Origin of the sequence: Mesorhizobium sp. M7A.F.Ca.US.006.01.1.1 (assembly GCF_003997935.1) — a bacterium.
In the GTDB taxonomy this organism is placed as follows: Bacteria; Pseudomonadota; Alphaproteobacteria; order Rhizobiales; family Rhizobiaceae; genus Mesorhizobium.
In genome coordinates, this window is the sequence record NZ_RZQL01000048.1 from 1 (window position 1) to 22,228 (window position 22,228).

27 protein-coding genes and 2 pseudogenes are annotated in these 22,228 nt (G+C 64.2%); 5 read left to right on the forward strand and 24 right to left on the reverse strand.

Features of this window, described 5'->3' with window-relative positions; genetic code table 11:
* The 9 genes from trbJ to EN943_RS11260 form a co-directional block, all read right to left on the reverse strand.
* Window positions 1-464 (reverse strand): P-type conjugative transfer protein TrbJ (gene trbJ / locus EN943_RS11220; RefSeq protein WP_127412664.1); only part of this gene is annotated, 464 nt, incomplete at its 3' end.
* Window positions 461-2,917, reverse strand: a complete 2,457-nt coding sequence (gene trbE, locus EN943_RS11225) for a conjugal transfer protein TrbE (RefSeq protein ID WP_127412665.1) — start codon at window positions 2,915-2,917, stop codon at window positions 461-463. The genes trbJ and trbE, both read right to left, overlap by 4 nt.
* A 22-nt stretch (window positions 2,918-2,939) precedes the next feature.
* Window positions 2,940-3,218 (reverse strand): VirB3 family type IV secretion system protein, encoded by a 279-nt coding sequence (locus tag EN943_RS11230; RefSeq protein WP_127412666.1) that lies wholly within the window; start codon window positions 3,216-3,218, stop codon window positions 2,940-2,942.
* On the reverse strand, window positions 3,218-3,550 hold the full coding sequence (locus EN943_RS11235) for a TrbC/VirB2 family protein (protein ID WP_127412667.1): 333 nt from the start codon (window positions 3,548-3,550) through the stop codon (window positions 3,218-3,220). Before EN943_RS11235 ends, EN943_RS11230 begins: the two co-directional genes overlap by 1 nt.
* A gap of 11 nt (window positions 3,551-3,561) precedes the next feature.
* Window positions 3,562-4,530 carry a P-type conjugative transfer ATPase TrbB gene (gene trbB / locus EN943_RS11240; protein WP_127412668.1) on the reverse strand — a complete coding sequence of 323 codons (969 nt, stop codon included), beginning with the start codon at window positions 4,528-4,530 and terminating at the stop codon, window positions 3,562-3,564.
* Window positions 4,531-4,700: 170 nt separating this feature from the next.
* Complete coding sequence (locus EN943_RS11245) at window positions 4,701-5,147, reverse strand: CopG family transcriptional regulator (protein ID WP_127412669.1); 447 nt, start codon at window positions 5,145-5,147, stop codon at window positions 4,701-4,703.
* A gap of 9 nt (window positions 5,148-5,156) precedes the next feature.
* Window positions 5,157-7,148: a conjugal transfer protein TraG gene (locus EN943_RS11250; protein WP_127412670.1), complete on the reverse strand. Its 1,992-nt coding sequence runs from the start codon at window positions 7,146-7,148 to the stop codon at window positions 5,157-5,159.
* A gap of 365 nt (window positions 7,149-7,513) precedes the next feature.
* A complete protein-coding gene (locus EN943_RS11255; protein ID WP_127412671.1) occupies window positions 7,514-8,287 on the reverse strand; it encodes an HAD-IIA family hydrolase in 774 nt (257 codons plus the stop codon).
* A 341-nt stretch (window positions 8,288-8,628) separates the two neighbouring features.
* Window positions 8,629-10,401: a DUF3363 domain-containing protein gene (locus EN943_RS11260; RefSeq protein ID WP_127412672.1), complete on the reverse strand. Its 1,773-nt coding sequence runs from the start codon at window positions 10,399-10,401 to the stop codon at window positions 8,629-8,631.
* A 257-nt stretch (window positions 10,402-10,658) separates the two neighbouring features.
* Here EN943_RS11260 and EN943_RS11265 point away from each other — a divergent pair, with 257 nt between their 5' ends.
* The 3 genes from EN943_RS11265 to EN943_RS11275 all read left to right on the forward strand — a co-directional run bounded on the left by EN943_RS11265 (window position 10,659) and on the right by EN943_RS11275 (window position 13,507).
* Window positions 10,659-11,555 carry a transposase gene (locus EN943_RS11265; protein ID WP_127412673.1) on the forward strand — a complete coding sequence of 299 codons (897 nt, stop codon included), beginning with the start codon at window positions 10,659-10,661 and terminating at the stop codon, window positions 11,553-11,555.
* Window positions 11,552-11,905, forward strand: coding sequence for an IS66 family insertion sequence element accessory protein TnpB (tnpB, locus tag EN943_RS11270; RefSeq protein ID WP_027035507.1), 354 nt, complete (start codon window positions 11,552-11,554; stop codon window positions 11,903-11,905). The genes EN943_RS11265 and tnpB overlap by 4 nt, the downstream gene beginning before the upstream one ends.
* 72 nt (window positions 11,906-11,977) lie before the next feature.
* Window positions 11,978-13,507, forward strand: coding sequence for an IS66 family transposase (locus EN943_RS11275; RefSeq protein ID WP_127412674.1), 1,530 nt, complete (start codon window positions 11,978-11,980; stop codon window positions 13,505-13,507).
* A gap of 107 nt (window positions 13,508-13,614) precedes the next feature.
* Here EN943_RS11275 and EN943_RS11280 read toward each other — a convergent pair whose 3' ends face one another.
* The 13 genes and pseudogenes from EN943_RS11280 to EN943_RS11340 form a co-directional block, all read right to left on the reverse strand.
* Window positions 13,615-14,382, reverse strand: a complete 768-nt coding sequence (locus EN943_RS11280; protein WP_127412675.1) for a lytic transglycosylase domain-containing protein — start codon at window positions 14,380-14,382, stop codon at window positions 13,615-13,617.
* A 4-nt stretch (window positions 14,383-14,386) separates the two neighbouring features.
* Complete coding sequence (locus tag EN943_RS11285) at window positions 14,387-14,725, reverse strand: DUF736 domain-containing protein (RefSeq protein WP_127412676.1); 339 nt, start codon at window positions 14,723-14,725, stop codon at window positions 14,387-14,389.
* Between the two features lie 45 nt (window positions 14,726-14,770).
* Window positions 14,771-15,316, reverse strand: a complete 546-nt coding sequence (locus EN943_RS11290) for a S26 family signal peptidase (protein ID WP_127412677.1) — start codon at window positions 15,314-15,316, stop codon at window positions 14,771-14,773.
* The gene (locus EN943_RS11295; RefSeq protein WP_206522746.1) at window positions 15,313-15,807 is read right to left on the reverse strand and encodes a DUF2840 domain-containing protein; all 495 of its coding nucleotides are present in this window, start codon (window positions 15,805-15,807) and stop codon (window positions 15,313-15,315) included. Before EN943_RS11295 ends, EN943_RS11290 begins: the two co-directional genes overlap by 4 nt.
* 20 nt (window positions 15,808-15,827) lie before the next feature.
* Window positions 15,828-16,082 carry a hypothetical protein gene (locus EN943_RS11300; RefSeq protein ID WP_127412679.1) on the reverse strand — a complete coding sequence of 85 codons (255 nt, stop codon included), beginning with the start codon at window positions 16,080-16,082 and terminating at the stop codon, window positions 15,828-15,830.
* Window positions 16,079-16,717 (reverse strand): ParA family partition ATPase, encoded by a 639-nt coding sequence (gene parA, locus EN943_RS11305; RefSeq protein ID WP_127412680.1) that lies wholly within the window; start codon window positions 16,715-16,717, stop codon window positions 16,079-16,081. The genes EN943_RS11300 and parA overlap by 4 nt, the downstream gene beginning before the upstream one ends.
* Window positions 16,714-17,855: pseudogene (locus EN943_RS11310) on the reverse strand (replication initiator protein A). Before EN943_RS11310 ends, parA begins: the two are co-directional and overlap by 4 nt.
* Window positions 17,856-17,875: 20 nt before the next feature.
* Window positions 17,876-18,157, reverse strand: coding sequence for a helix-turn-helix domain-containing protein (locus tag EN943_RS11315; protein ID WP_127412681.1), 282 nt, complete (start codon window positions 18,155-18,157; stop codon window positions 17,876-17,878).
* A gap of 137 nt (window positions 18,158-18,294) precedes the next feature.
* Entirely contained in the window at window positions 18,295-18,804 is a 510-nt protein-coding gene (locus EN943_RS11320; protein ID WP_127412682.1) for a DUF2285 domain-containing protein, read from the reverse strand.
* The gene (locus EN943_RS37950) at window positions 18,746-19,072 is read right to left on the reverse strand and encodes a DUF6499 domain-containing protein (RefSeq protein WP_206522745.1); all 327 of its coding nucleotides are present in this window, start codon (window positions 19,070-19,072) and stop codon (window positions 18,746-18,748) included. The genes EN943_RS11320 and EN943_RS37950 overlap by 59 nt, the downstream gene beginning before the upstream one ends.
* A 119-nt stretch (window positions 19,073-19,191) precedes the next feature.
* Window positions 19,192-19,455, reverse strand: a complete 264-nt coding sequence (locus EN943_RS11330; RefSeq protein WP_127412683.1) for a DUF2285 domain-containing protein — start codon at window positions 19,453-19,455, stop codon at window positions 19,192-19,194.
* 131 nt (window positions 19,456-19,586) lie between these two features.
* Window positions 19,587-19,841 (reverse strand): helix-turn-helix transcriptional regulator, encoded by a 255-nt coding sequence (locus EN943_RS11335; protein ID WP_127412684.1) that lies wholly within the window; start codon window positions 19,839-19,841, stop codon window positions 19,587-19,589.
* Between the two features lie 190 nt (window positions 19,842-20,031).
* A pseudogene (locus tag EN943_RS11340) lies at window positions 20,032-20,353 on the reverse strand (DUF736 domain-containing protein).
* 11 nt (window positions 20,354-20,364) lie between these two features.
* On the opposite strand from EN943_RS11340, the gene EN943_RS37610 reads away from it, so the two are divergent.
* Window positions 20,365-20,502 carry a hypothetical protein gene (locus EN943_RS37610; RefSeq protein WP_164778163.1) on the forward strand — a complete coding sequence of 46 codons (138 nt, stop codon included), beginning with the start codon at window positions 20,365-20,367 and terminating at the stop codon, window positions 20,500-20,502.
* Window positions 20,503-20,939: 437 nt separating this feature from the next.
* Here EN943_RS37610 and EN943_RS11350 read toward each other — a convergent pair whose 3' ends face one another.
* Window positions 20,940-21,380, reverse strand: coding sequence for a hypothetical protein (locus EN943_RS11350; RefSeq protein ID WP_127412685.1), 441 nt, complete (start codon window positions 21,378-21,380; stop codon window positions 20,940-20,942).
* Between the two features lie 141 nt (window positions 21,381-21,521).
* Complete coding sequence (locus tag EN943_RS37615) at window positions 21,522-21,689, reverse strand: hypothetical protein (RefSeq protein ID WP_164778164.1); 168 nt, start codon at window positions 21,687-21,689, stop codon at window positions 21,522-21,524.
* Between the two features lie 296 nt (window positions 21,690-21,985).
* On the opposite strand from EN943_RS37615, the gene EN943_RS11355 reads away from it, so the two are divergent.
* Entirely contained in the window at window positions 21,986-22,177 is a 192-nt protein-coding gene (locus tag EN943_RS11355; RefSeq protein ID WP_245475720.1) for a hypothetical protein, read from the forward strand.
* Window positions 22,178-22,228: the final 51 nt, after the last annotated feature.

A 22,228-nucleotide genomic window follows, 5' to 3' on the forward strand; every position in this document is an offset into this window, starting at 1 on the left:
GCCTGGACGCGCATGGCGTCCTGAAGGCCGCCGACGGTGTTCTGCCAACGCTCGCGGGCGCCAGCGATCAACTGCTGATCCGAAGCGGACAGCGAGGCGTTGCCGTAGGTCGCCTGGAACGCCTGGTCGATCTGCTGGACGTCGAAGGCGATGTTCTGCGCCTGGGAAAGGAGTTCCTGGGTCCGCTGGACCGACTGTTGAAGCTGCTGAAGCGAGGAGTAGGGCAGGCTCGCTAGGTTGCGGGCCTGGTTGATAAGCATCTGCGCCTCGTTCTGGAGCGAAGTGATCTGGTTGGTGATCTGCTCCAGTGCGCGGGCGGCCTGAAGGACGTTCTGCCCATAGTTCGTCGGATCGAAAACGATGAAGGCGTACGCAGTTGTCGTGATCATCGGCGACAGCGAAATAGGCGCGGTGAGGAGAGCCATCGCAAGGCGGGCGATGAGCGAACGGGAACGGGTGGTCATGGTTGGGCCTCCGGCTTGGTTTGGGGACTGAGGTTGACAAGATCGGGGATGAGGTCGGCCGCCCACGCGACGCCGCGTGCCCGGAGCCATGCGGGCACGAAACCGTCGCGGCCGTGCTCGGCCAGGACGCGCTCGATCGCGGCCTGATCGGTCTTGGACGAGGTGGCGGTGAGGGCGAGGGCCACTTCGCCGAGACCCAGCTCGAACAGCCGGTTGCCACGGCGGCTCTGGCAGTAATAGTCGCGCTTCGGGGTTGCCCGCGCGAGGATATCGATCTGCCGATCGTTGAGGCCGAAGCGCCGATAGATGGCCGTGATTTGCGGCTCGATCGCCCGCTCGTTCGGCAACAGCAGTCGCGTCTGGCAGCTCTCGATGATGGCGGGCGCGATCGCGCTGCGGTCGATGTCGGAGAGCGACTGCGTGGCGAAGACGACGCTGGCGTTCTTCTTGCGCAGCGTCTTCAGCCATTCGCGGAGCTGTCCGGCAAACCCTTCGTCGTCCAGCGCAAGCCACCCTTCGTCGACGATCAGCAGCGTCGGTCGCCCGTCGAGACGGTCCTCGATGCGGTGGAACAGATAAGAGAGCACGGCGGCCGCCGCGCCCGTGCCGATCAGCCCTTCGGTCTCGAAGGCCTGGACCGAAGCCTCGCCGAGCCGCTCCGCCTCGGCGTCAAGCAGCCGTCCATATGGACCGCCGACACAATAGGGTCGGAGGGCCTGCTTGAGGGATGATGATTGCAGCAGGACGGAGATGCCGGTCAGCGTGCGTTCCGCCAGCGGGGCCGACGCGAGCGAGGTGAGCGCGGACCAGAGATGTTCCTTCACCTCCGGGGTGATGACGACTCTCTCGCGCATCAGGATGGCCACGATCCAATCGGCCGCCCATGCGCGCTCTGGGGTGTGATGGATACCGGCGAGCGGCTGGAGCGACACCGAGGCATCGGCGCCGTCCGTCAGGTCGCCGCCAAGGTCATGCCAGTCGCCTCCCATCGCGAGCGCCGCTGCGCGAATTGAGCCGCCGAAGTCGAAGGCAAAGACCTGAGCGCGTTCGTATCGTTGAAACTGCAGGGCCATCAGCGCGAGAAGCACCGACTTGCCGGCGCCGGTCGGGCCGACGACAAGGGTGTGGCCGACGTCCCCAACATGAAGAGAAAACCGGAACGGGGTCGAGCCTTCGGTCTTGCCGAAGAGCAGGGGGGGCGCTGCAAAATGCTCGTCCCGTTCCGGCCCCGCCCACACCGCCGAGAGCGGGATCATGTGGGCGAGATTGAGTGTCGAGACCGGCGGCTGCCGGACATTGGCGTAGGCATGGCCGGGCAGGGAGCCGAGCCAGGCGTCTACCGCGTTGATCGTCTCGGCTATCGCGGTGAAGTCGCGGCCCTGGATGACCTTCTCGACGAGGCGCACCTTTTCTTCGGCAATGCCCGGATCGTCGTCCCAAACCGTGACGGTCGCCGTGACATAGGCTTGCCCGATAAGGTCGGAGCCCAGTTCCTGCAGCGCGAGATCGGCGTCGACCGCCTTGTTGGCCGCATCGCTGTCGACAAGCGTCGACGCCTCGTTGGTCATCACCTCCTTGAGGATCGCGGCGATCGACTTGCGCTTGGCGAACCACTGCCTGCGGATTTTCGTGAGCAACTTCGTGGCATCGGTCTTGTCGAGCAGGATTGCGCGGGTCGACCAGCGATACGGAAAGGCGAGCCGGTTCAGTTCGTCGAGGATGCCAGGTGTGGTCGAGGTCGGAAAACCGACGATGGTGAGAGTGCGCAGGTGCGCCTTGCCGAGCCGCGGCTCGAGGCCGCCGGTCAGCGGTTCATCCGCAAGCAGGGCGTCGAGATACATCGGAATCTCGGGCACTCGGATGCGATGGCGCTTCGTCGAGACCGTCGAGTGCAGGTAGGTCAGCGTGTCGGCGTCGTCGAGCCAGGCGCATTCGGGCATGAAGCCCTCGACAAGCTGGAGGATCCGGTCGGTACGATCGACGAAGCCGCGCAGGATTGCGCGGGCGTCGACGCCGGCTTGCGCCTTGCCCTCATAGAGCCAGCCCTCGGCGCGCGCAGCGTCCTCGGCTGGCGGCAGATTGACGAAGGTCAGATAATAATTGGACTCGTAGTGCGCGCCTTCTTCTTCGAACTCGGCCTTGCGTTCGGTGTCGACGAGGGCGGACGCCGCCTCGGGAAACCGGCTCTCGGGATAGCGCTGTGCAGTCAGCCTGGCGGCTTCGACAAAGATCGCCCAGCCGGAACCGAGCCGGCGAAATGCATTGTTGAGGCGTCCGGCGACGGCGACCAACTCGGCGGGCACCGAAGATTCAAGATCAGGCCCGCGAAAGCGCGCGGTTCGTTGAAAGGAGCCGTCCTTGTTGAGGACAACGCCTTCGCCGACCAACGCCGCCCAAGGCAGGAAGTCGGCCAGGCGAGAAGTTGTGCGCCGATATTCGGTAAGGTTCATCATGGCCGATTTCCAGATCCCGCGCTTAGACGTTCAAGTGGCCGGGGATGCGCAGATGCCGGCGCACCACGTCGACGAACATCGGATCGCGCTTGGCCGCCCACACGGCCGCGAAATGGCCAATCGCCCAAAGCACCAGGCCGACCAGCCAGAGCCGCAGGCCAAGGCCGAGCGCCGCGGCAAGCGTGCCGTTCAGGATCGCCACCGAGCGCGGCGCGCCGCCGAGCAGGATGTGGTCGGTCAGCGCGCGATGGACGGGGGCGGTGAAGCCTGGAACGTCTGCATGTTCTAGAATGCTTGCCATCAGATCAGCGCCCCGCCGCCGAAGGAGAAGAACGACAGGAAGAAAGAACTGGCCGCGAAGGCGATGCTCAGTCCGAACACGATCTGGATCAGCCTACGGAAACCGCCCGAGGTGTCGCCGAAGGCAAGTGTCAGACCGGTGACGATGATGATGATGACCGCCATGATCTTGGCGACAGGCCCTTCGACGGATTCAAGGATTGACTGGAGTGGTGCTTCCCAGGGCATTGAGGAGCCGGCCGCGTGGGCACCAGCCGGGAGCATCAGCGCGGCGTAGCCGACGAAGGCTGCGGTCACGATGTGACGGCGGATATTGAGGCCAGGGCGGATCATGTGCGGTCTCCTTAGATATCGAGCGTTGCGGGGGTGATGGCGTAGTCGCCGGTCCGGTCCAGCCCGTCGACGCGGGCGAGTTCGGCAAGACGTCGGTGCGGTCCGCGACCCGAAAGCACAGCCACCAGACCGATGGTCTCCGCGATCAGCGCCCGCGGCACTGTGACGACGGCCTCCTGGATGAGCTGATCCATCCGGCGCAGCGCACCCAGGGCACTGCCAGCGTGAATGGTGCCGATCCCGCCAGGATGGCCCGTGCCCCACGCCTTGAGCAGATCCAGCGCCTCGGCGCCGCGGACCTCGCCGATCGGAATGCGGTCGGGGCGAAGGCGAAGTGATGAGCGCACAAGGTCGGAGAGCGAAGCGACGCCGTCCTTGGTGCGCAGCGCGACAAGGTTGGGCGCGGCGCATTGCAACTCGCGGGTGTCCTCGATGAGCACCACGCGGTCTCCGGTTTTGGCCACCTCGGCCAGCAGCGCGTTTGTAAGCGTGGTCTTGCCGGTGGAGGTGCCGCCGGCGACGAGGATGTTCTTGCGGGCCGTAACGGCTGCGCGCAGGAGTTCAGCCTGGTCGGCGGTCATGATGCCCGAGGCCACGTAGTCACTGAGTGTGAAGACGGCGACGGCTGGCTTGCGGATCGCGAAGGTCGGGGCCGCCACGACAGGAGGCAGAAGCCCCTCGAACCGCTCCCCCGTTTCGGGCAACTCGGCCGAGACGCGTGGGCGACCAGAATGGACCTCAGCGCCGACGTGATGGGCGACGAGACGGACGATGCGCTCGCCGTCGGCAAACGACAGCCTCTCGCCCGTGAAGGCTAGACCATGCGAAAGGCGGTCGACCCAGAGCAGCCCGTCGGGGTTGAGCATCACCTCGACGATTTCTGGATCCTCCAGAAATCCGGCTATTGCCGGGCCGAGCGCGGTGCGCAGCATGCGTGCGCCGCGTATGATCGCCTCGGATTGCTGATGAGAAGCCGACATATCGTCCCCTTTTCGCCGACGGACCGCAAAGACGGCCATGGCTTGGGGATGATCAGAAAGGGCAGGAAATGGCAGCTGGCAACAACAACAATGCGGCGTCGTAGCCTGGCGAGCAAAGACAGGGAAACGGCGGGATGTTGGAATATGGGCATCCGCTTTGCGGTGGCTAATCAGCCTTCCTTGGCCGACTCGACGGTATCGTCAGTCGACGCGACGCCGCCGATGTCGTCGGGAATTTCCCTGAGAAAGCTCTGACCCTTTTGCAGGCGCCGGCCCAGCGCTTCGACGAACCCTTCGAAGCGCTCACGCCCCTTGGTCTGTGCGGCCGCCTGTGCGTCGGGAGGCAAGGGCGGTGTAATTGTCAGCCAGAAGCGGACGAACAGCGCTAGGGTTTCCGCGGTGATACCAATATCTCGCTCCATCCGCTGAACCTGTCGCGAGAGCCGGTCCAGCCGACGGGTGAAGGCGGCCTCGCGACGGTCGGCGCCATCCGGCGAGAGGAATGAGGCGACCGCTGCTTCCACGATCGCCGAGCGGGAGAGCTTCTTGCGATCGGCAAGCTCGGCGATCTCTCTCAGCATCGCGGGCGGAAAATAGACGTTCATTCGGTCGCGCACGATCCAGGCTCACATCTCGATGCCATCGTCGGGGTCGAGCGCGACTTGGCGCGCGATTCCGCGCATCTGCTGGCGCAGGATGCGGCCCTGTCGTGCGGTGTCTTCCGGATCGTCGTCTTCGATGATGGCGAACTCTTCCTGTGGCCTCAGACCGGGGGTCTCCTTGGCGATGGCGACGTGATCGGGCAGCTCGGGTTCGCGGCGCACGCCACCATTGGCCGCATCCTGCCCGGCTTTCTCGGTGTCGGCTGGGAGTGCGGGCGGCGGCTTCTGCGGAACGCTCGCCGACCAGTTGTCCAGGCGAACCGACCGGCCGCAATTTGCCGGATCGGGCGGCGGAAGCACGCGCGCCTTGAACTGCCCGTCCTCGTAATAGCGCGCTTTGTTCGCCCGGATCGGCGGCGAACCGGCCACCATGACGATCTCCTCGCTCGGCGGAAGTTGCATGACCTCTCCGGGGGTGAGCAAGGGCCTCGCCGTTTCCGAGCGCGAGACCATCAGATGCCCCAGCCACGGCGACAGCCGGTGCCCGGCATAGTTCCTCATCGCCTTCATTTCGGTGGCCGTGCCAAGGGCATCTGAGACACGCTTGGCCGTTCTCTCGTCGTTGGTCGCGAAGCTAACGCGGACATGGCAATTGTCGAGGATCGAGTTGTTGGCGCCGTAGGCCTTCTCAATCTGATTGAGCGATTGCGCGATGAGGAAGGCCTTCAGGCCGTAGCCCGCCATGAAAGCCAAGGCGCTTTCGAAGAAATCGAGCCGGCCCAGCGCCGGGAATTCGTCGAGCATCATCAGCACGCGGTGGCGGCGGTCCTTCGCATGAAGATCTTCGGTCAGACGCCGGCCGATCTGATTGAGCACCAGGCGGATGAGCGGCTTCGTACGCGAGATGTCTGACGGCGGCACGACGAGGTAGAGGGTTGCCGGTCTTAAATCGGCAACGATGTCGGCGATCCGCCAGTCGCAACGGCTCGTCACCTCGGCGACGACCGGATCGCGATACAGGCCGAGAAACGACATGGCGGTGGAGAGCACACCGGACCGCTCGTTGTCCGATTTGTTCAAAAGCTCGCGTGCGGTGGACGCCACGACAGGATGCGGGCCGGCTTGTCCCAGATGCGGCGTTGTCATCATCGCCGCTAGCGTCGTTTCGATTGGCCGCTTGGGGTCCGACAGGAATCCAGCGACGCCGGCCAGCGTCTTGTCACGCTCGGCGTAGAGGACATGCAGGATCGCGCCGACGAGCAGGGAATGGCTGGTCTTCTCCCAGTGATTTCGCTTTTCGAGCGAACCCTCGGGATCGACCAGGACGTCGGCGACGTTCTGGACGTCGCGCACCTCCCACTCGCCGCGGCGCACTTCGAGAAGCGGATTGTAGGCGGAAGACTTCGAGTTCGTGGGGTCGAACAGCAGTACTCGCCCGTGCGTGGCGCGAAAGCCTGCCGTCAGCTGCCAGTTTTCGCCTTTGATATCGTGGACGATAGCCGAGCCTGGCCAAGTGAGGAGCGATGGCACGACGAGGCCGACACCCTTGCCGCTTCTCGTCGGAGCGAAGCACAGCACATGCTCGGGTCCATCGTGGCGGAGATAGTCGCGATCAAGCTTGCCGAGCACCACGCCATCAGGGCCGAGCAGACCGGCGGACTTGACCTCGTTTGGGTTCGCCCAGCGCGCCGAGCCGTAGGTTTCGACGTTCTTCGCCTCGCGCGCCCGCCAGACCGACATGCCGATCGCTACCGCGATGGAAATGAAGCCGCCGGAGGCTGCGATATAGGCACCCTCGACGAAGATCGACGGCGCATAGGCGTCGTAGGAGTACCACCACCAGAAGAAGCTCGGCGGATAATAGAACGGGACGCCCGCCAGTTCGAACCATGACGCGCCGAGCTGTGGCTGGAATCCAAGCCTCCACGCCGTCCACTGCGTCGCCGCCCAGGTCGTGGCGAGCACGATCAGGAAGACGACAGTGATCTGGCCCCAGAGGATTTTCGTGGCGGACAAGTGAAGGTTCCTCGACAGCAATGCCATCAAGGTCGGTGGTCAGTGCAGCGGATTGCAAGGCGTCATCTTCGCAGGTCGCAGTCCCGGCGACACTAGAGAACATAGACAGGAAAAAGAGCAGATGGACGACTGCGGTGGGCGGCCCTGTTTCCGTCATCCGCCGGCGAAGGGCTGCGGAACTACTCGCATTATGAAGCGTGCTGTTTAATAGTCGACCAGACGTCTTGTTTCGGCGGGAAAATCGGCGGGCCAACGCGTGGACAAGAAGTCTTGAGCGCGCCTATCTCCTGTTGTCGGCCTTCTCGTGGTTGTATTCGTTTGCGACTTTGGTTGCGGAAGGCACTCCGCGCCGTCCGTTGGGAGTGTCATTCCATCGTGACGCCCCCGCCGAGATCGGCGAGGCGCTCGATCACGTGATCCGGTCTGAATGGAAACCGCTCCATGTCAGCGCGCGTGCTCACACCAGTAAGCACAAGCGCTGTCTTCAGGCCCGATTCCAGTCCGGCGACCACGTCCGTATCCATTCTGTCGCCGACCAGAATCGTATCGGCCGCACCTACTCCGAGGCGGTCCAGCGCGCTTCGCATCATGAACGGGTTCGGCTTCCCCACGAAGTAGGGCTGGCGGCCGGTAGCCTTCTCGATCAGTGATGCAACCGCGCCGCACGCCGGATGGAATCCGCGCTCCGTCGGGCCGGTCGCATCCGGATTGGTGGCAAGAAACCACGCTCCTTTTGCCACGAGCTCGGCGCCGGTGGCGATCTGTTCGTAGTGGTACGAAGTGGTGTCACCGAGGACCACGAAATCGGGGGCGAATTCCGTGATCCGGCAGCCTGCACACCTCAGGGCCTCGACCAGCCCGTGATCGCCGATGACAAAGGCGGATGATCCGGGCTTTTGCAACTCGACGAACCGCGCGGTGGCCAGTGCCGAGGTGTAGATGTGTTCAGGGGATACGGGGAAGCCAACCGCCCTGAGACGCTCGGCATGATCTTCTGGCGTAAAGCGAGAGTTGTTTGTGAAGATTTGAAACGGCTTGCCAGTAGCAACCAGCGCCGCGACATAGTCGATCGAGCCTGCAATCGGTTGGCCGCCGCGGACCAGAACCCCGTCCATGTCGAGAAGGTGCGCCGTGATCATCGTATCTCCATCCTCAATGTCTTTGGGTAAATGCGCGGCTTGAGCATGTGCTGTGTCACGCGCGTGGCAATTTGCGAGAGTTCGGCAAAATACTCATTCAGAACAATGGGGGAAGGGCGCCCAATCGGCCGGGCGGTAAAAGGACGCCGCAGCGTAAAGACGGGCCGGCGACGTGATCCGGTCGCAGGGCGCGCTGGCCCAGCCGTTGCGGAGACGGTTGCGCACATGCTCCGGGTGTCGGCGACGGACCGTGATCGGACAACGACTGCCGCCCAGTATTGTTGAAGCCATCCGTGCCGCTGGCGACAGTGCATGGCCGGGTTCCGCCTTCAGGGTGCTAACTACAATCCAAGCCCCCGTTTCCGGCCGAAGCTCCATTCGATACCGCCTCCATCCTTGGCAATGCCGGCGATGCTCTGACCGAGTTTCGTCTCGAGTGGCGGCGCCCACGGCACGAGTTGGAAGCCGAGGCCATTGTCGATCATGGCGAAGCGGCCTGACGTGAGCGTGAGGCGCTGACGGTAAACGCCTGCGACATGCTCGCCGGCGGCCGCCATCAGGTAAGGCTGGCCAAGTTCTGCCGAGAGCCGCGCCGCGGCGGCGTCCAACTCGCGGCGTCTCAGAGTATTGAGAAGGTCGCGCTGCAGGATGACGCGCTGGCCTTGTCGGCGGGCGAGCCCTTCATCGAGGAGATGGTCCCCACGGGCCGTCATGGCGTCGCGAACCTCACGGCCGAACCCGCTCATCGCAAGCGGCATGGGTTCGCGCTCGACAAGGCGATGATCGAGCCATGTCGCGCCCGGCGCTGTGATCTGGCGGTTCAGATCGAAGTCCGAGCGATTGGCCAGGACGAGCGTCGGCCGTTCGTCCTCCGGACTACCGAAGCGGCGCACCTCGACGATGCCGCCGATAGGTGGTGAGTGCTCGAACGCTTCGATGCCGCGGAAGCGGACGTGGTGCGCGCGGCCGTCGGTGGCGTCGATCAGGGCGTAGGCCTCACCGGTCAGCTCATTCTGAAGACCCTTGTCTACCAGCCGACCGATGATGAGCGCGCCTGTCGCGCCAGCGTCGATCACATAGTCGGCGACGCCGCGCTCCTGTCCGCGCTCGGTGAAGGCTTGGTGCATCGTCTTGATGATATCGCCGCGCATGCCGAGCTCTCGCAGCGAGCGCTCGGCATCAAGTCCTACCATCCATTCGCCCGGACCGACCGGGGTGGCGAGGCCCATCTTCTGCAGATGCTGGACCCGGCCGGTCATCAGGCGACGGCTATCGGCATCGGTGGCGCCAGTCGCTTGCGGGCGCAAGTCGATATACCCGGTCTCGTCCGCGGCGATGCGGATTTCCACATCGAGCCGTGTCCAGCGCTCGGCGCTAATCTGCTTCTCCAATGCGGTGCGGATTTCGTGCTCTGGTCGGGGCCCGAGTTCGATCGACACCAATTCCTCAGCTCGGGAGCGAAGGCCACGGCTGATGTAGTCGCGCGAGATGACGAGATCCGCGCCGGTGTCGTCGACCCCACGCACCAACAGGTGGACGTGCGGGTTGTCGGTGTTCCAGTGATCGACCGCGACCCAATCGAGCCGGGAGCCAAGGTCGGCTTCCATCTGCTTCGCGAGGTCGCGCGTGAAGGCGCGAAGGTCGGTCATCTCGCCGGCGTCCTCTGGCGAGACGATGAAGCGGAAGTGATGACGGTCATCCTTCGAGCGTTCAGCGAAGGCCAAGTCATCGGCGAGGTCGCCGCTGGCATCGAACATCCCTGCCTTTTCGCCATCACGGGTGACGCCGTCGCGCTTCAAGTAGGAGAGATGTGTGGACAACGGGGCGGAGCGAAACGCCTTGCCCGAATGCCTCGCAATCCGCGCGGCGACCACGACACGTCGACTGGGAGAGAAAAGCCGGTTCCGGCTGAAGTTGATCCGGCCGCGGCCGAAACTGGAGCGGCCCAGAGGTCGCGAGCAGCCGCTCCTCGGCTCCGACCTGGACACGCCATCGGCGTGACCGGCCCGCTTGGCGGCTCGTAGCACCTGGTTGACGAAGCTCTTCGCCTTCGGCGCGCGCGTGCCGCGGATGCGTCCTGGCCGAAGGCGAAAATCGCTGTCACCCTCGCTCATCGCTACCCCGCCAACAGCGTTAGCCGTACAGTGCCGGAAACCACTTTGAAATCGTTGACAAAATCCTCAAGCGCGGCACGCCCCCCGACCGATAGGCACGCCGGAAACCAAGCCATATCAATGGCTTGGCTGACGTCCGGCGAGCCTCTTTTATCTTGCCGTCCTATGCTCGTGTGTAAGCGTCCGGTCCCTGCACCCAGATTGAGTAGTGCATTCGTGCGACATGTCGGGCTCCTTCGTAGCATGGAGGATCTCCGGTGAATTTGAGACATTTCGAGAACGAGGCGCGGCAATCCTGGTGGGTTGTTCACGTCGAGGCGTGGCAGCGTAGCGGTCTGACGCGGACAGCATATTGCCGTCAGCATCGCCTGACGAGGGACACACTCGACCGCTGGCTGAAGTACTTTGCTGGCAAGGACGCTGCCCGTAAGCATGCGGAATATCAGGCCGAATTGCGCCGTCAGAAGCGCCTGGAAGCGCAAGCCAAACGGCGAAAGAAGCGTGCTCGACTGCGCTTTGCGGTGAGCACGGATGTGCGCAACCGTGCTGTCCAGGCGTACTGGGCGATGCATGTCGAGGCGATGAACTGGAGCGGCATGGGTGTTCGCGAATATGCCGCGGCGCTGCATCTTTCGCCGACGAGCCTGCGCAAATGGCGTGACCGGCTGGACGACGGCGAGGTCGAAATCGACTGGCGGGCCCATCTTCATCCCTCCGCCCGTCCGGCCGTTAGCACTAGTGCTAGCGGAACGCCGCCGGAATCGAGCTTGACGGCGGATCCGAAGGATGAACCTGGCGCGCGCCGGCAGCCTGCGCGGCGCTTCTTCAGCGACGCGGAAAAGCATGCCATCGCACTGGAGAGTGACCAGCCTGGTGTCAGCGTCTCGCAGGTCGCGCGCAAGCACGGGATTGTCACCGGCATGCTGTTCCGCTGGCGCGTGCAGTTCGGCGTGGCGCAGAAGAAGCGCGCGAAGCTTGCGCCCGTCGCGCTGACTGAGGGCACGCCAGCGACACTTCTGCTGCGTGACCTCGTGCAGCCGCCCGATGGAATGACGGCGATCGATCTGGCTGACGGCCGGCGCGTCTTCGCACCTACTGGCAGCGATCCGGACGCCGTTCGACAACGCGTCGCAATCGAAGGAGCGACACCATGATGATCGTTCCGGCAGGTGTGAAAGTGCATCTGGCTCTGGGTTACACCGACATGCGCAAAGGTCTCGACGGGCTCGCCATGCTGGTGCAGCAAACGCTGAAGCAGGATCCGTTCTCGGGCCATCTGTTCGCCTTCCGGGGCAAGAAGGCGTCGATGCTGAAAATCCTGTTTTGGGATGGAAACGGCCTGTGCCTGTTCACAAAACGGCTCGATCAGGGCAGCTTCGCGTGGCCGGTGATGGCAGGCTTCGATGGCTCGATCACGCTGACGCCGGCGCAGCTTGCGATGCTGATCGAAGGCATCGACTGGCGCGCTCCCGAGCGTGTTTGGAGGCCAGCCCTGGCTGGCTGAAATCCGCTCGTCGACTGGCCCAAACAGGCCCGGAATCCTTGGGTTTTGGGGCTGTTTGTGATAGATTCGGTCATGTTGATCGACATAGCGAATCTGCCTTCCGACCCGCAGCTTTTGCAGCGTCTCGTGCGCGACATGGCGGCAGCGGTCGAGAGCCGCGACGGCGAGATCGAGCGGCTTCAGTCGATCATCAAAAAGCTCCAGCGGGCGCAGTTCGGCCGCAGTTCCGAGCAGCTTGATCCCGACCAGCTCGCGCTCGCGCTGGAAGACCTCGACGCCGATGTTGCTCGCATCCAGGAGAGCCGTCCGTTCGTTGGCAGGCTGTCGGCCGAGCGGCAGTCCCATCGCAAGTCGCTGCCCGATCATCTGCCGCGCGAGGACGTCCTGCTTGATGTCGGCAGCACAGTCTGCACGGGCTGCGGCGGCGCGCTGCATAGCATCGGCGAAAGCGTGAGCGAGATGCTGGATTGGGTACCAGCGCAGCTTCGCGTGATCAGGACGACGCGACCCAAATATGCTTGCCGGACCTGCGAGACGGTTGTGCAAGTGCCGGCCCCGGAGCGGCTGATCGCCGGCGGCATGGCCACGCCGGCGCTGCTGGCGCAGGTGTTGGTCAGCAAATATTGCGACCATGCCCCGCTCTACCGACAATCGCAGATATTCGCCCGCAGCGGTGTCGATCTTCCGCGCTCGACACTCGCCGGATGGGTTGGCGGCGCCTGCTGGTGGCTCGAAGCGCTGCACGAGCGGCTTGCCAAAAGCGTGTTCGCCTCCAACTATCTCTTTGCCGACGACACACCGGTTCCGGTGCTTGATCCTGGCCGCGGCCGCACCAAGACCGGCAGGCTTTGGGTCTATGCCCGCGAGCAGAGGCCATGGGGCGGACCGGAGCCGCCGGCCGCAGTCTATCTGTTTGCGCCGGACCGCAAAGCCGAGCGTCCCGTCTCGCATCTCGAGCACTTCAAGGGCGTGCTGCATGTCGACGGCTATGCCGGCTTCGAGCAGCTCACCGTCAAGGGAGACATAGTTCTTGCTGCCTGTTGGGCCCATACCAGGCGCAAATTCTTTGATGTGTCGCAGGCCACCAACGCGCCGATAGCGATGGAAGCCCTGCGACGGATCGGCGAACTCTATGCAGTAGAAGCCGATGTTCGCGGTCAATCGCCGGTGCACCGGCTGGCGTCTCGGCGCAGCCGCTTGAAACCCATTGTCGATGCCATGCGGGTATGGCTCGAAACACAGCTTCCGCTTTTGTCGGGACGCAGCACGCTCGCCGTGGCGGTTCGCTACGCGCTTTCGCGCTGGGACGGACTGACCCGCTTTCTGCAAGACGGTCGCATCGAGCTCGACACCAACCCTGTCGAGCGCGCGATCCGTCCGGTCAGTCTCGGTCGCAAGAACCACCTCTTCGCGGGCAGCGACGGCGGCGGCCATCGATGGGCGGTGCTGTGTTCGCTGATCGAAACCTGCAAACTTAACGACGTCGAGCCCTACGCCTGGCTGCGCGATGTGCTCAGCCGAATGGTCGATGGATACCCGGTCCATCGGTTGGATGAACTCATCCCCTGGAACTGGAAAGCCCAAGTTCCTGTCAAGACCTGACCTCACGTGCAAGCTCCGGACGCTTGCGCTCGTGTTTCCGCGCCACTCCTCCAATTCCCTCCACCCTCCGCCATTCCACGCCACTCTGCGTGATCCTGCTAAACTCGTCATTGCGGGTCTCCAGAGCCGAGGTGGACGATGAACAGGCCATCCGACAGGGGTGAGATGGCGGAGAGATCGTGCACGGGAGTTGCCGCCGGGGCGTCATCGGGCTGGCCATCGCGCGGTGCGGGATCGACAGCCGGCGTGTGATCGGACTGGGGGGCGAACAGCGGTGCGCGCGTCCAGTTATTGCGCTCGACGGCCCCGGCTACGACGAAAGGGCGATCGATTTTTCCGCCTCCGACAAGCGGCGCGAGTGCAGCGACGTAGGCGCGGGTTTCGGCTGGTAGCGCACGGCGGCCGGCGAGGTATTCCTCGTAGCGGCCGGGGCCAGCGTTATAGGCGGCGAGGAAGCCCGGCGAACCGTAGCGGTCGTGCATCTCGCGCAGATATGCCGTGCCCGCCAGGATGTTGTCGCGCGGACTGTAGGGATCGCCGCCGAGACGATGGCGAAGCCGAAGGTCCGCCCATGTGTCGGGCATGATCTGCATCAGCCCCATGGCGCCCGCGGGCGAGATCGCCCGGACGTCGCTATGGCTTTCGGCACGCATGACCGCGCGTATCCAGGTCTTTGGAATGCCGAAACGCCGCGACGCCTCGGCGATGATAGCAGCGTAGGGGTCGCCTGCCGCCGTCCGTTCGATCGGCGCATTCTGCGCGACTGTAGCGGTCGGCAAGGCAGCGACCGAAAGAAGCCCGGAAAGGAGAAGGAATGTGCTACGGCGGGCGACCTTGGGAAGGCCGGCGGTGAAGCGACAGCGGGAGATCGGCATGGCCTCACTCCCGTTCGCTGCGTTTGGGCGAACGGTTCCAGTGCAGCGACCATGACGCATTGTCGGCATCGGACCGGAAGAGGTTTGCCCGGATCGGCTGCGCGAAGACGGGATCGTCGATCAGCAGCGAGACGTATTCGCCGGCCTTGTCTCCGGTTCGCTTCCAGCCTGCACTAACCTCTGGTCCGTCACCATCCTCGCCCATCTGGATGCGATAATCCGGCGCCTTTTCGGCGTCCGAGGGCTCGGCTGGAACGAGGGCGAGTTGCACGTCGAGGGTGAGCGTGCGGACGCGGCCGGAATATCCGGACTTCGAGCGGGTGAACTCTCCGATCTGTGACATTTCATTGCTCCTTTCTGCGATGGGCGTTTGAAGGTTCGGGCGCGATCAGTGACTTGGAGCCCGCCATTCGTAGGCGCGGGTCCCGTCCTGCTTGGTCCACAGCGGGGTGGCGCCGCCGATGATCAAGCTGGTCGCAATCGGCCCGAAGTAGCGACCATCGAGACTGTCGTGGACTTGCGCATTCATGAGGAAGACTTCGCCGCCGCCCATGCGCCGGCAGCCCTGCCAGACCGGCAGTGGGCGGGCGAGGTGATCGCGTTCGAGCGCCCTGCCAATCTCGATTCCATCGACGGTGATGGCGAGGCCATTGCGACAGACTTCCTGTCCGGGAAGGCCGGCGATGCGCTTCATCAGCGGCACACCGCGCGGCAGGTAACCGTTGTCGGCAAGGAAGCTCGCCAGTGGTTCCGGGGCATCGACAGCGACAAGATCGCCTACAGCAAGCCGCTCGGCCGGGCGGATGCGGTAGAGACCGATCGGGGTGCTCGCCGATGCGTTCCAGATCAGCCTCGGCGCGACATGGATGAAGGACAGTCCGCCGATCGCCAGCACGGCGAAGTATGTCGTCATGACGTAGCCGAAGCGGGTCATGGCTCGGTCCTCCGGCGAAGAAGCCAGGCGCGGTGCTGCTCGCGGGTGTAGGGGCGTGGCTCTTGGTCGGCCTTCAGACGGTTGTGGACATGGCGCCAATGGTCGGGCGCGACATCGACGGGATCGATGCCGAGCGCCTCGATGGCGTCGATGGCCTGCAACACCCGCTCGACCTTCGGCCAGCGGTCAACTTTCAGCAGGATGTCGCCGCCTGGTCTGACGAAGGGCAGGGTCTGGAACGGTTCGCCGTCACGAACCGCGCGCAGGATGTCGATGCGCGAGATGATCGTGCCGAAGTCGTTCGCCGCCCAGCGGACGAAGGCGAAGGTCGTGTTGGGCGCAAACCCGACGACGCGGTGGCGCTGGTCGAGAACCTGCTCGTGAGCCTTGCGACCGAACCTGATCCAGTGCTCAATCCGCTTCTCGACCCACGTCAGCTCAACGAGGGTTGTGGATGGTGTGGCAACGCCGGACTGTCGGCCGCTGCGCATACGAGGCGTCTGGTTTCGGGTCACGGAGTGTCTCCTTGGCTCTCGGGAAATTCGCGGGCGAGCAGGTCGCGCAGCATGTCGGCGACGGTCTGGCCGCGCTGGAAGGCGACGATCTTGATGCGACCGCGCAGCTCCGGTGTGACGTCGATAGTCAGCCGGGCGGTGAAAGCGGAGCCGTCATTGCTTCGACCCGGCGCTATCCCGGATTCCTTGATCCAGTCCTCGGCGGTGCCGGGACGGGCGATGAAGCCGCGCTTCGGGGATCGCCCATTCATGGCGCGATCCTTCCAACTTCGGCAGCGAAGGCCGCAATCTCGCGTGAAGCCGGGCTATCCTCGTCTGTCTCAAAGACGAGGCGACCCGATTGTGCGGCATCGGCAAAGGCGACGCGCTGGCCGATGGTCGCGGCGAGCACCGGCGGATCGTGATCGGCCAGGGTCTCAGCCGTCTCGCGGGCGATGACGGTACGCGTGGCGCAACGATTGAGCACGAAGCGAGCGACAAGTTGGGGGCGGTAGATCCGCGCCTCTCGGATCAGTGCCAGCATCTCGGCCGACGCCCAGCCATCGAAGGGAGACGGCTGAACCGGGACAAGCGCAAGATCGGCCGCGAGCAGCGCCGAGCGCATCAGCGCGGCGACACGGGGCGGCCCATCGATGACGATATGGTCGGCACCACGGGCCAGTTCGGGCGCCTCGCGATGCAGTGTATCGCGCGCCAGGCCGACAACCCCGAACAGCCGTGGCAGACCTTCCCGGGCGCGCTGCTGCGACCAATCGAGAGCCGAGCCCTGCGGGTCGGCATCGATCAGCGTGATGCGCTTTCCCGTCCTGGCCCATTGCCCGGCGAGATGCAGCGCCAGCGTCGTCTTGCCGACGCCGCCTTTCTGATTGAGGAGCGCTACGATCATTTTGCCCCTCGCGGCTTAGGTTGGAGGGGAAGTTCAGGTGTCGGAACGCCGGATTTACCGAAAGACGTATGCGGGAAGATCGGGGGCTGAAGCGTCTGTGTTTCGTTGCGCTTGCCGCCGTCGGCAGAGCTTTCAACGATGCCAGGCGCGCTAAGAGAGTTAGATTCTGTGTTAGATTCTAAGTTAAGGGCGCGATTTTCGCTTGCCGCGCAGTCGGTTAACCCCGGTTTGGGTTCCCGATAGCACGAGCCTCGGGTTCCCGATGGCACGATAGTGCGGGTTCCCGATAGCACGAGGCCGTCCACAGGTCTTCCATGGGGAGACGGCTCAAAGGAGAGCAGCACGCGGCCGTTGATTTCGACCTCGATGAACAGGGTGTACCCGGGCAGCGGCTGGCGTCTGACGATGTCGCGCAGCTCGAAGGCAAACCGTTTGAACGGTGAGAGGCTACCGGACTTCAGGTAGAGATGGCGGAAGTCGAAGCGCCAGCCGGCGCGCTGTCGGCCGCCATGCTTGCGCACGAGCCGATAGACCAGCGGTCGAGCCCGCCCGTCAGCGAAAAGTAATCGCGGTCGATGGTGAGTACGAGCGCATCGTCCAGGACCGCCTGGTAGAACCAGTCGGGGACGATCAACTCGATTCCGGCGGGGCGCCCGCGCCGATCCGTGCGCTCGACCCACTCGTTGATCCAGGAGAAGCGGTGCCGACGACCCTGCGCGGGCTGGCGGATGGTCGTCGCCACCGTTGTCGATTGCAAGCGGTCGAGCGCCGCCTTCAGGCGCTGGTAGTCGCGAGCGCCGACGCCGCGTCCGATGAAGGTGAGAATTTCGTAGGGCGTCGCCGCCATGAGGCGCGACGTGCGCAGTCCGGCGTCGCGCGCCGCGACGATCTGGCTTGCGGCCCAGATCAGGATATCCGCGTCCCAGATGGTCGCCATACCATGTTCGGGCACGGCTTCGACGCGGATGACAACGTCCCCCGCGGAGAAGTCGATGGGCTGTATCCGATGGGATTTGAAGAGGCTGAAGAACGGATAGGCCATGAGATCCTGCGTGTCTCGGGGTGCGAGATCGCTGCCGCGCGCACGGAACAGTTCGAGTTGTCCGCGTTCCGACAGGGGGCGACGGCGCACCAGCATTGAGGAAACCGGCGCGACGGTCAGCGGGCGTGACGGCCGGCAAAGACAGGCGTCACGGCCTCATGGCGCTTTGCGGGAAGAACAGTGCCGCGGGGATCGGAGGTCGAAGTAACGGCGCCCCGGTCCGCCCAGGCCTGCAGGTCGTCGATCGCGTAGACGACGCGCCCGCCGAGCTTTCGATAGGATGGGCCGGTCCCGTAGGTCCTGTGTTTCTCCAGCGTGCGGCCGGACAGACCCAAGAACCGGGCGGCTTCGGGAGTACGAAGAAAGCGCGGCGGCAAGCCGGTGAGGTTGGCGGACATGATCGTGCCTCCGTGGGTTCATTGAGGCCGCTGGCGATCAGCGGCGGACGAAGGTCACGGTGGCGGAGAGGAGCCGCGAGGGGGGATGGCGAAGAAGGGTGAGCTAAATTCGCACCCCAGTCGTGGCGCGAAGCGTGTCAGGACTTCCGGCGATGGTGCAAAAGCTTGCGATAGCCGCCGGCGATCATGGCGCGGCCGTCCTTGACGAGGTCTATGGTGCTGTCTCGAAGCGCCGAGGTCTTCCAGGAATCTGCTTCGACGCGCGGCGCGCCGTAGATGACGTTTGCGATCTCGCGGTAACTCGCGCCGTTCATGCTGCCGTCGACGGCCTGCAGCATGTGGCGCAGCCTTCGGCGTTGCTGTGCCGTCAGACGGGTATCGGGGAAAACGCGACGGCCATGCAGTGCGCGCCAGAGCTGCGTGACGGCCTCGATGCGATCGAGGCCGTCGGCGTCAAGCGGAACAAGGGCCGCCAGCGGCTGATCGGGCCGCGCATCGCCAAGCAACAGAAGGCGGATGGCGGCGGCACCCTCGCCGTGCACAATGCTCAGCCCCTCCGGGCCTAACTGCGCGTTGCGGGAATCGAGATCAGGTGGTGCAAAGCCTTCCAAGCCCGGCAATGGCAATGGCGGGATCGCTGTGAGCATGACTGTGCCCGGATCGACTCCCGGCGCCCAGAACGCTGCCGTCTCGATGGCACTGAAAGTTGGGTCGACAGGGAAATCGCAGCCCCCAGCGCATTCGCACCATGTTCGTCAGGCGCTCACGGTCCGCGTCGGGGTGTTCGACTTCAGCGTAGTCGCGCTGATAGTCGGCGTTGCGGCGCAACCATTCCCAGGCGAGATCCGCGGCGACGAGGTCGTCGAGATAGTCGTACGTCGAAGAGGATCGCCACTGTGATGTGTCCGGCCGCATAGTGTCCTCCGAGCGTGCATGTCTCGTACATGCTGGGAGCGACACGATTGCCGGATGGAAAGACCTCGGGAAGCCCTCGAGTGGACAACGCGCGATGCGGGCGCGGCATCGCGGTCGAGTTAGTGACGGCCCTCGCGAACAAGCTTGCGGTAGCCGTGCTCTGTCATCCAGCGGGCGCGGGCAAGATGGGTGTCGTAGACGCGGCGGGATCGTTCGGGTTCGAGGTCAGCATCTAAACCAAAAAGGATCGAGACCGCCTCGTGCCAGTCGGCACCGTCCGCCGCCGCGTCAAGCAGGCGGATATAGAGCGTCATGTGCTCGCGATCGTACCTGGTGAGCTCTTGGCTCTCTGGTGGCTGGTCCAGAAACGCTTCTTGTGTCACGCCGATCTCCCGCAGCCAGTCATCGCAGCGTCTGGATCATTGTCAGCAGTATAGGCTGGCAGGTGAATGCGCGAGCGCACGAAGGCATCAGGTGATGCGCGCGGCGCATCGCCGCGCCGGTCCGTGAGAGGCTAGGACAAACCGGGGGAATCGATCTTCGCACGAACAAGCATCACTCCTTCCCCTTGGTCGGAGGACAGAAAGACGATACCGCTGCTCTCAAGGGTCCGGCGCACTTGATCGCGTGTCGTCTCGTACACCTTGAAGTCGTTCTCGGACTCAAGGCGCTTCAAGGCGGTCAGCGATACCAGGGCCTTCTCAGCGAGCGTCTCCTGCGTCCAACCAAGCAACGCGCGCGCGGCCCGCGTCTGTCGGGCGGTGATCATGCATGACCACCTCCTACAGACCTAAATGCGCACGCCAGAACTACGGCTAAAATAGTCGTTCTTCTCTGATATGGCGAGAGAAAAGTGCCACGCGGAGCTGGCTTTGGGGAATTAAGCCCGAACTGATTCGGTCGCCCGAAAAGGGCTTGGCCCCGCCCGGCGTGTCCGGGCGGGGCGTTGTTCAGGCCGCCTACTCGCCGTTGCGGCGGCTGGGGCGGGACCAGATGAGGCTGAAGCCTTCGCCTTCCTCGTCGTCGAAGAGGTTGGCGTAGATCGGAGCGTTGAAGCTCGGATCGTCCAGCTTCAGGCCGAGATAGTCGCGGCCCTCGTTGGAGGTCTGACCAGGCGGCGCCGATTTCGGCGCGGCCGACGAAGACGCGATGGCTTGGGGCGTTCTCGCCGACCTGGCGGCTCTCGGGGACGATGCGGACGTTCTTGGTCTGAAGGCTCAGGGTGACGATTTCGCCGGTGAATTCGTTGCCGGACTTCTTGAAGGTGCCGATGGTCGCCATGGTAGTTCTCCTTGATCTCTGCTTCGAGCCGCACCATTGCGGCCTCGATGGCGATCGACGGGCCGGAGGCGATCGACGCGGCATCGCTTGCGACCGCAGCGTCAGCGGAGGATGGCAGCCAGGCGACTTTGTTGTCTCGCGAGGAATGACGGCGCAGCCGGCAGGGGAAGAAAGTCGATCGGCGCCATTGCCGCATAGGCGGTCGAGGCGTAGCCGACCTTCGGTCAGATCAGGCCATTGATGAGGCCGTTTTGGAGCGGTCGACCTGAAAGAGGGCCTCAAGCGAGAACATGGCGACCGACGTTCACTTCGAATAGCCGGCGTTGCCCCACAGCGCTCTGCCCGACTCTCGACCATATCCGCAATATCACCGGAATGAGCTTCCCAAGGAGAAGACCGCCGTTGCATCTGCGATCGACGGCCGCTCGAGTTCGTCATAGCGGTCAATGCCAGACGGTACTGCTCGAATCTCTGCCGTGTGGGTGGGAACTTCCTGGGCTTGGACGCTCTGTCCATGACCCTGACGCAGCGAGGAGCGGCTTGGTAATGATCCTCGCCGTCCTGGCCCTCCAGTTCCGGATGGCGCCTAGCCGCGAGCGACGCCTCGCATGGCTGGCTCGGGCGGTGCCATCGCCAGCAACCGAACCCAAGCGGCAATGCCGACTGCGATCGCGCTAATGATCGAGAAAGCGATTTGCCAGCCCACGGATGGCATGGCGAGCTTCGCAAGACCATGTGTCGTGTGATAGCCGGCGATCGATGCTGGTGCGGCAAAGAGGAGCGCGACCGCAAGACGAACCCAGACCGGGCGAACGAATGTGAAGGTAAATTGGCAGCCCGCGAGCGTCGCGCCGGCGGCGGCGATGCCGACGATGAACGCGCCGATCGGACCGGTTCCGGTGCCGTAAGCCCACACGCCCGCAGTCACGCCTACGAAGAACGGAAGCGCGTAGACAGCGAGCGTGAACAGGAGCCAGCAAAGGAATCCGATGCCGGCGATGCAAAGGAGGATGCCGAGGAAGATCATGGTGGTGGTCTCCGTGAGAAAAGGTTTGACGGTCGCGCCTCCACCACCACCACGGCGCAGTTTGAAGTATAGCCGAAGATGAGCGGCGGCGGGAGCGGAAATCCGGCAGGACTTTCGCTCCCGCGGCGAGGCATGCCCCAGTCAGGGGGCGAAAGGATCGATCTCGTGGACGATGGCGGCGGTGTCGCCGTCGTATTCGCTGGCGGGCATGACGCCGAGGCTGCCGTCGCCTGCTTGAAAGACGACGATAACGACCATGAGGGTTACAGCGAGGCTGAAGGCGAAGGCGTGAGCGTCGTTGAGTGACATTGTTCCGGCTCCTGTCCTTGGAGGCGGGAGACCATCCCCCGCGCGACAGGCGCCCGATGTGTCCAACCCATGGTCGCAATCACCGCGGGGGCGAAGCCTCAAGGCCGCACGCTCGCGTAGCGGACCCTTTACGGGTTGATGGCGTCAGGCCATGGGCCGGACCAAGGATCAGCGCTATTGGAAGCGGGGGTGTTTTTCGCTTGCCCAGGAGCCGTAGTCACGAGCCTCGGAGGCCCATTGCCCCTTCTGTAATCGGCGCGGGATATAGTCGGTCAGATCGTCTGAAGGTTGGTGTCATGGCAGAATTCAAGGATCGGGATCTGCACCTTGTGAAGAAGGCGTTGGCCATCGCGGTGCTGGCGATCGAGCGACAGCCGGGGCCGTTTCAGTCAGCATCGGATCAAAGCGACATGAAAGCGTTGCTGGACCGGTTGATCGATGGCGATGTGGACTGGAGCACTATGCACGCGCAGCCCGCATCGCGGTGACGGGCAATCCAGACTGAAAGCCGTTTTTCAGCGGAAATGGCGATACCACTT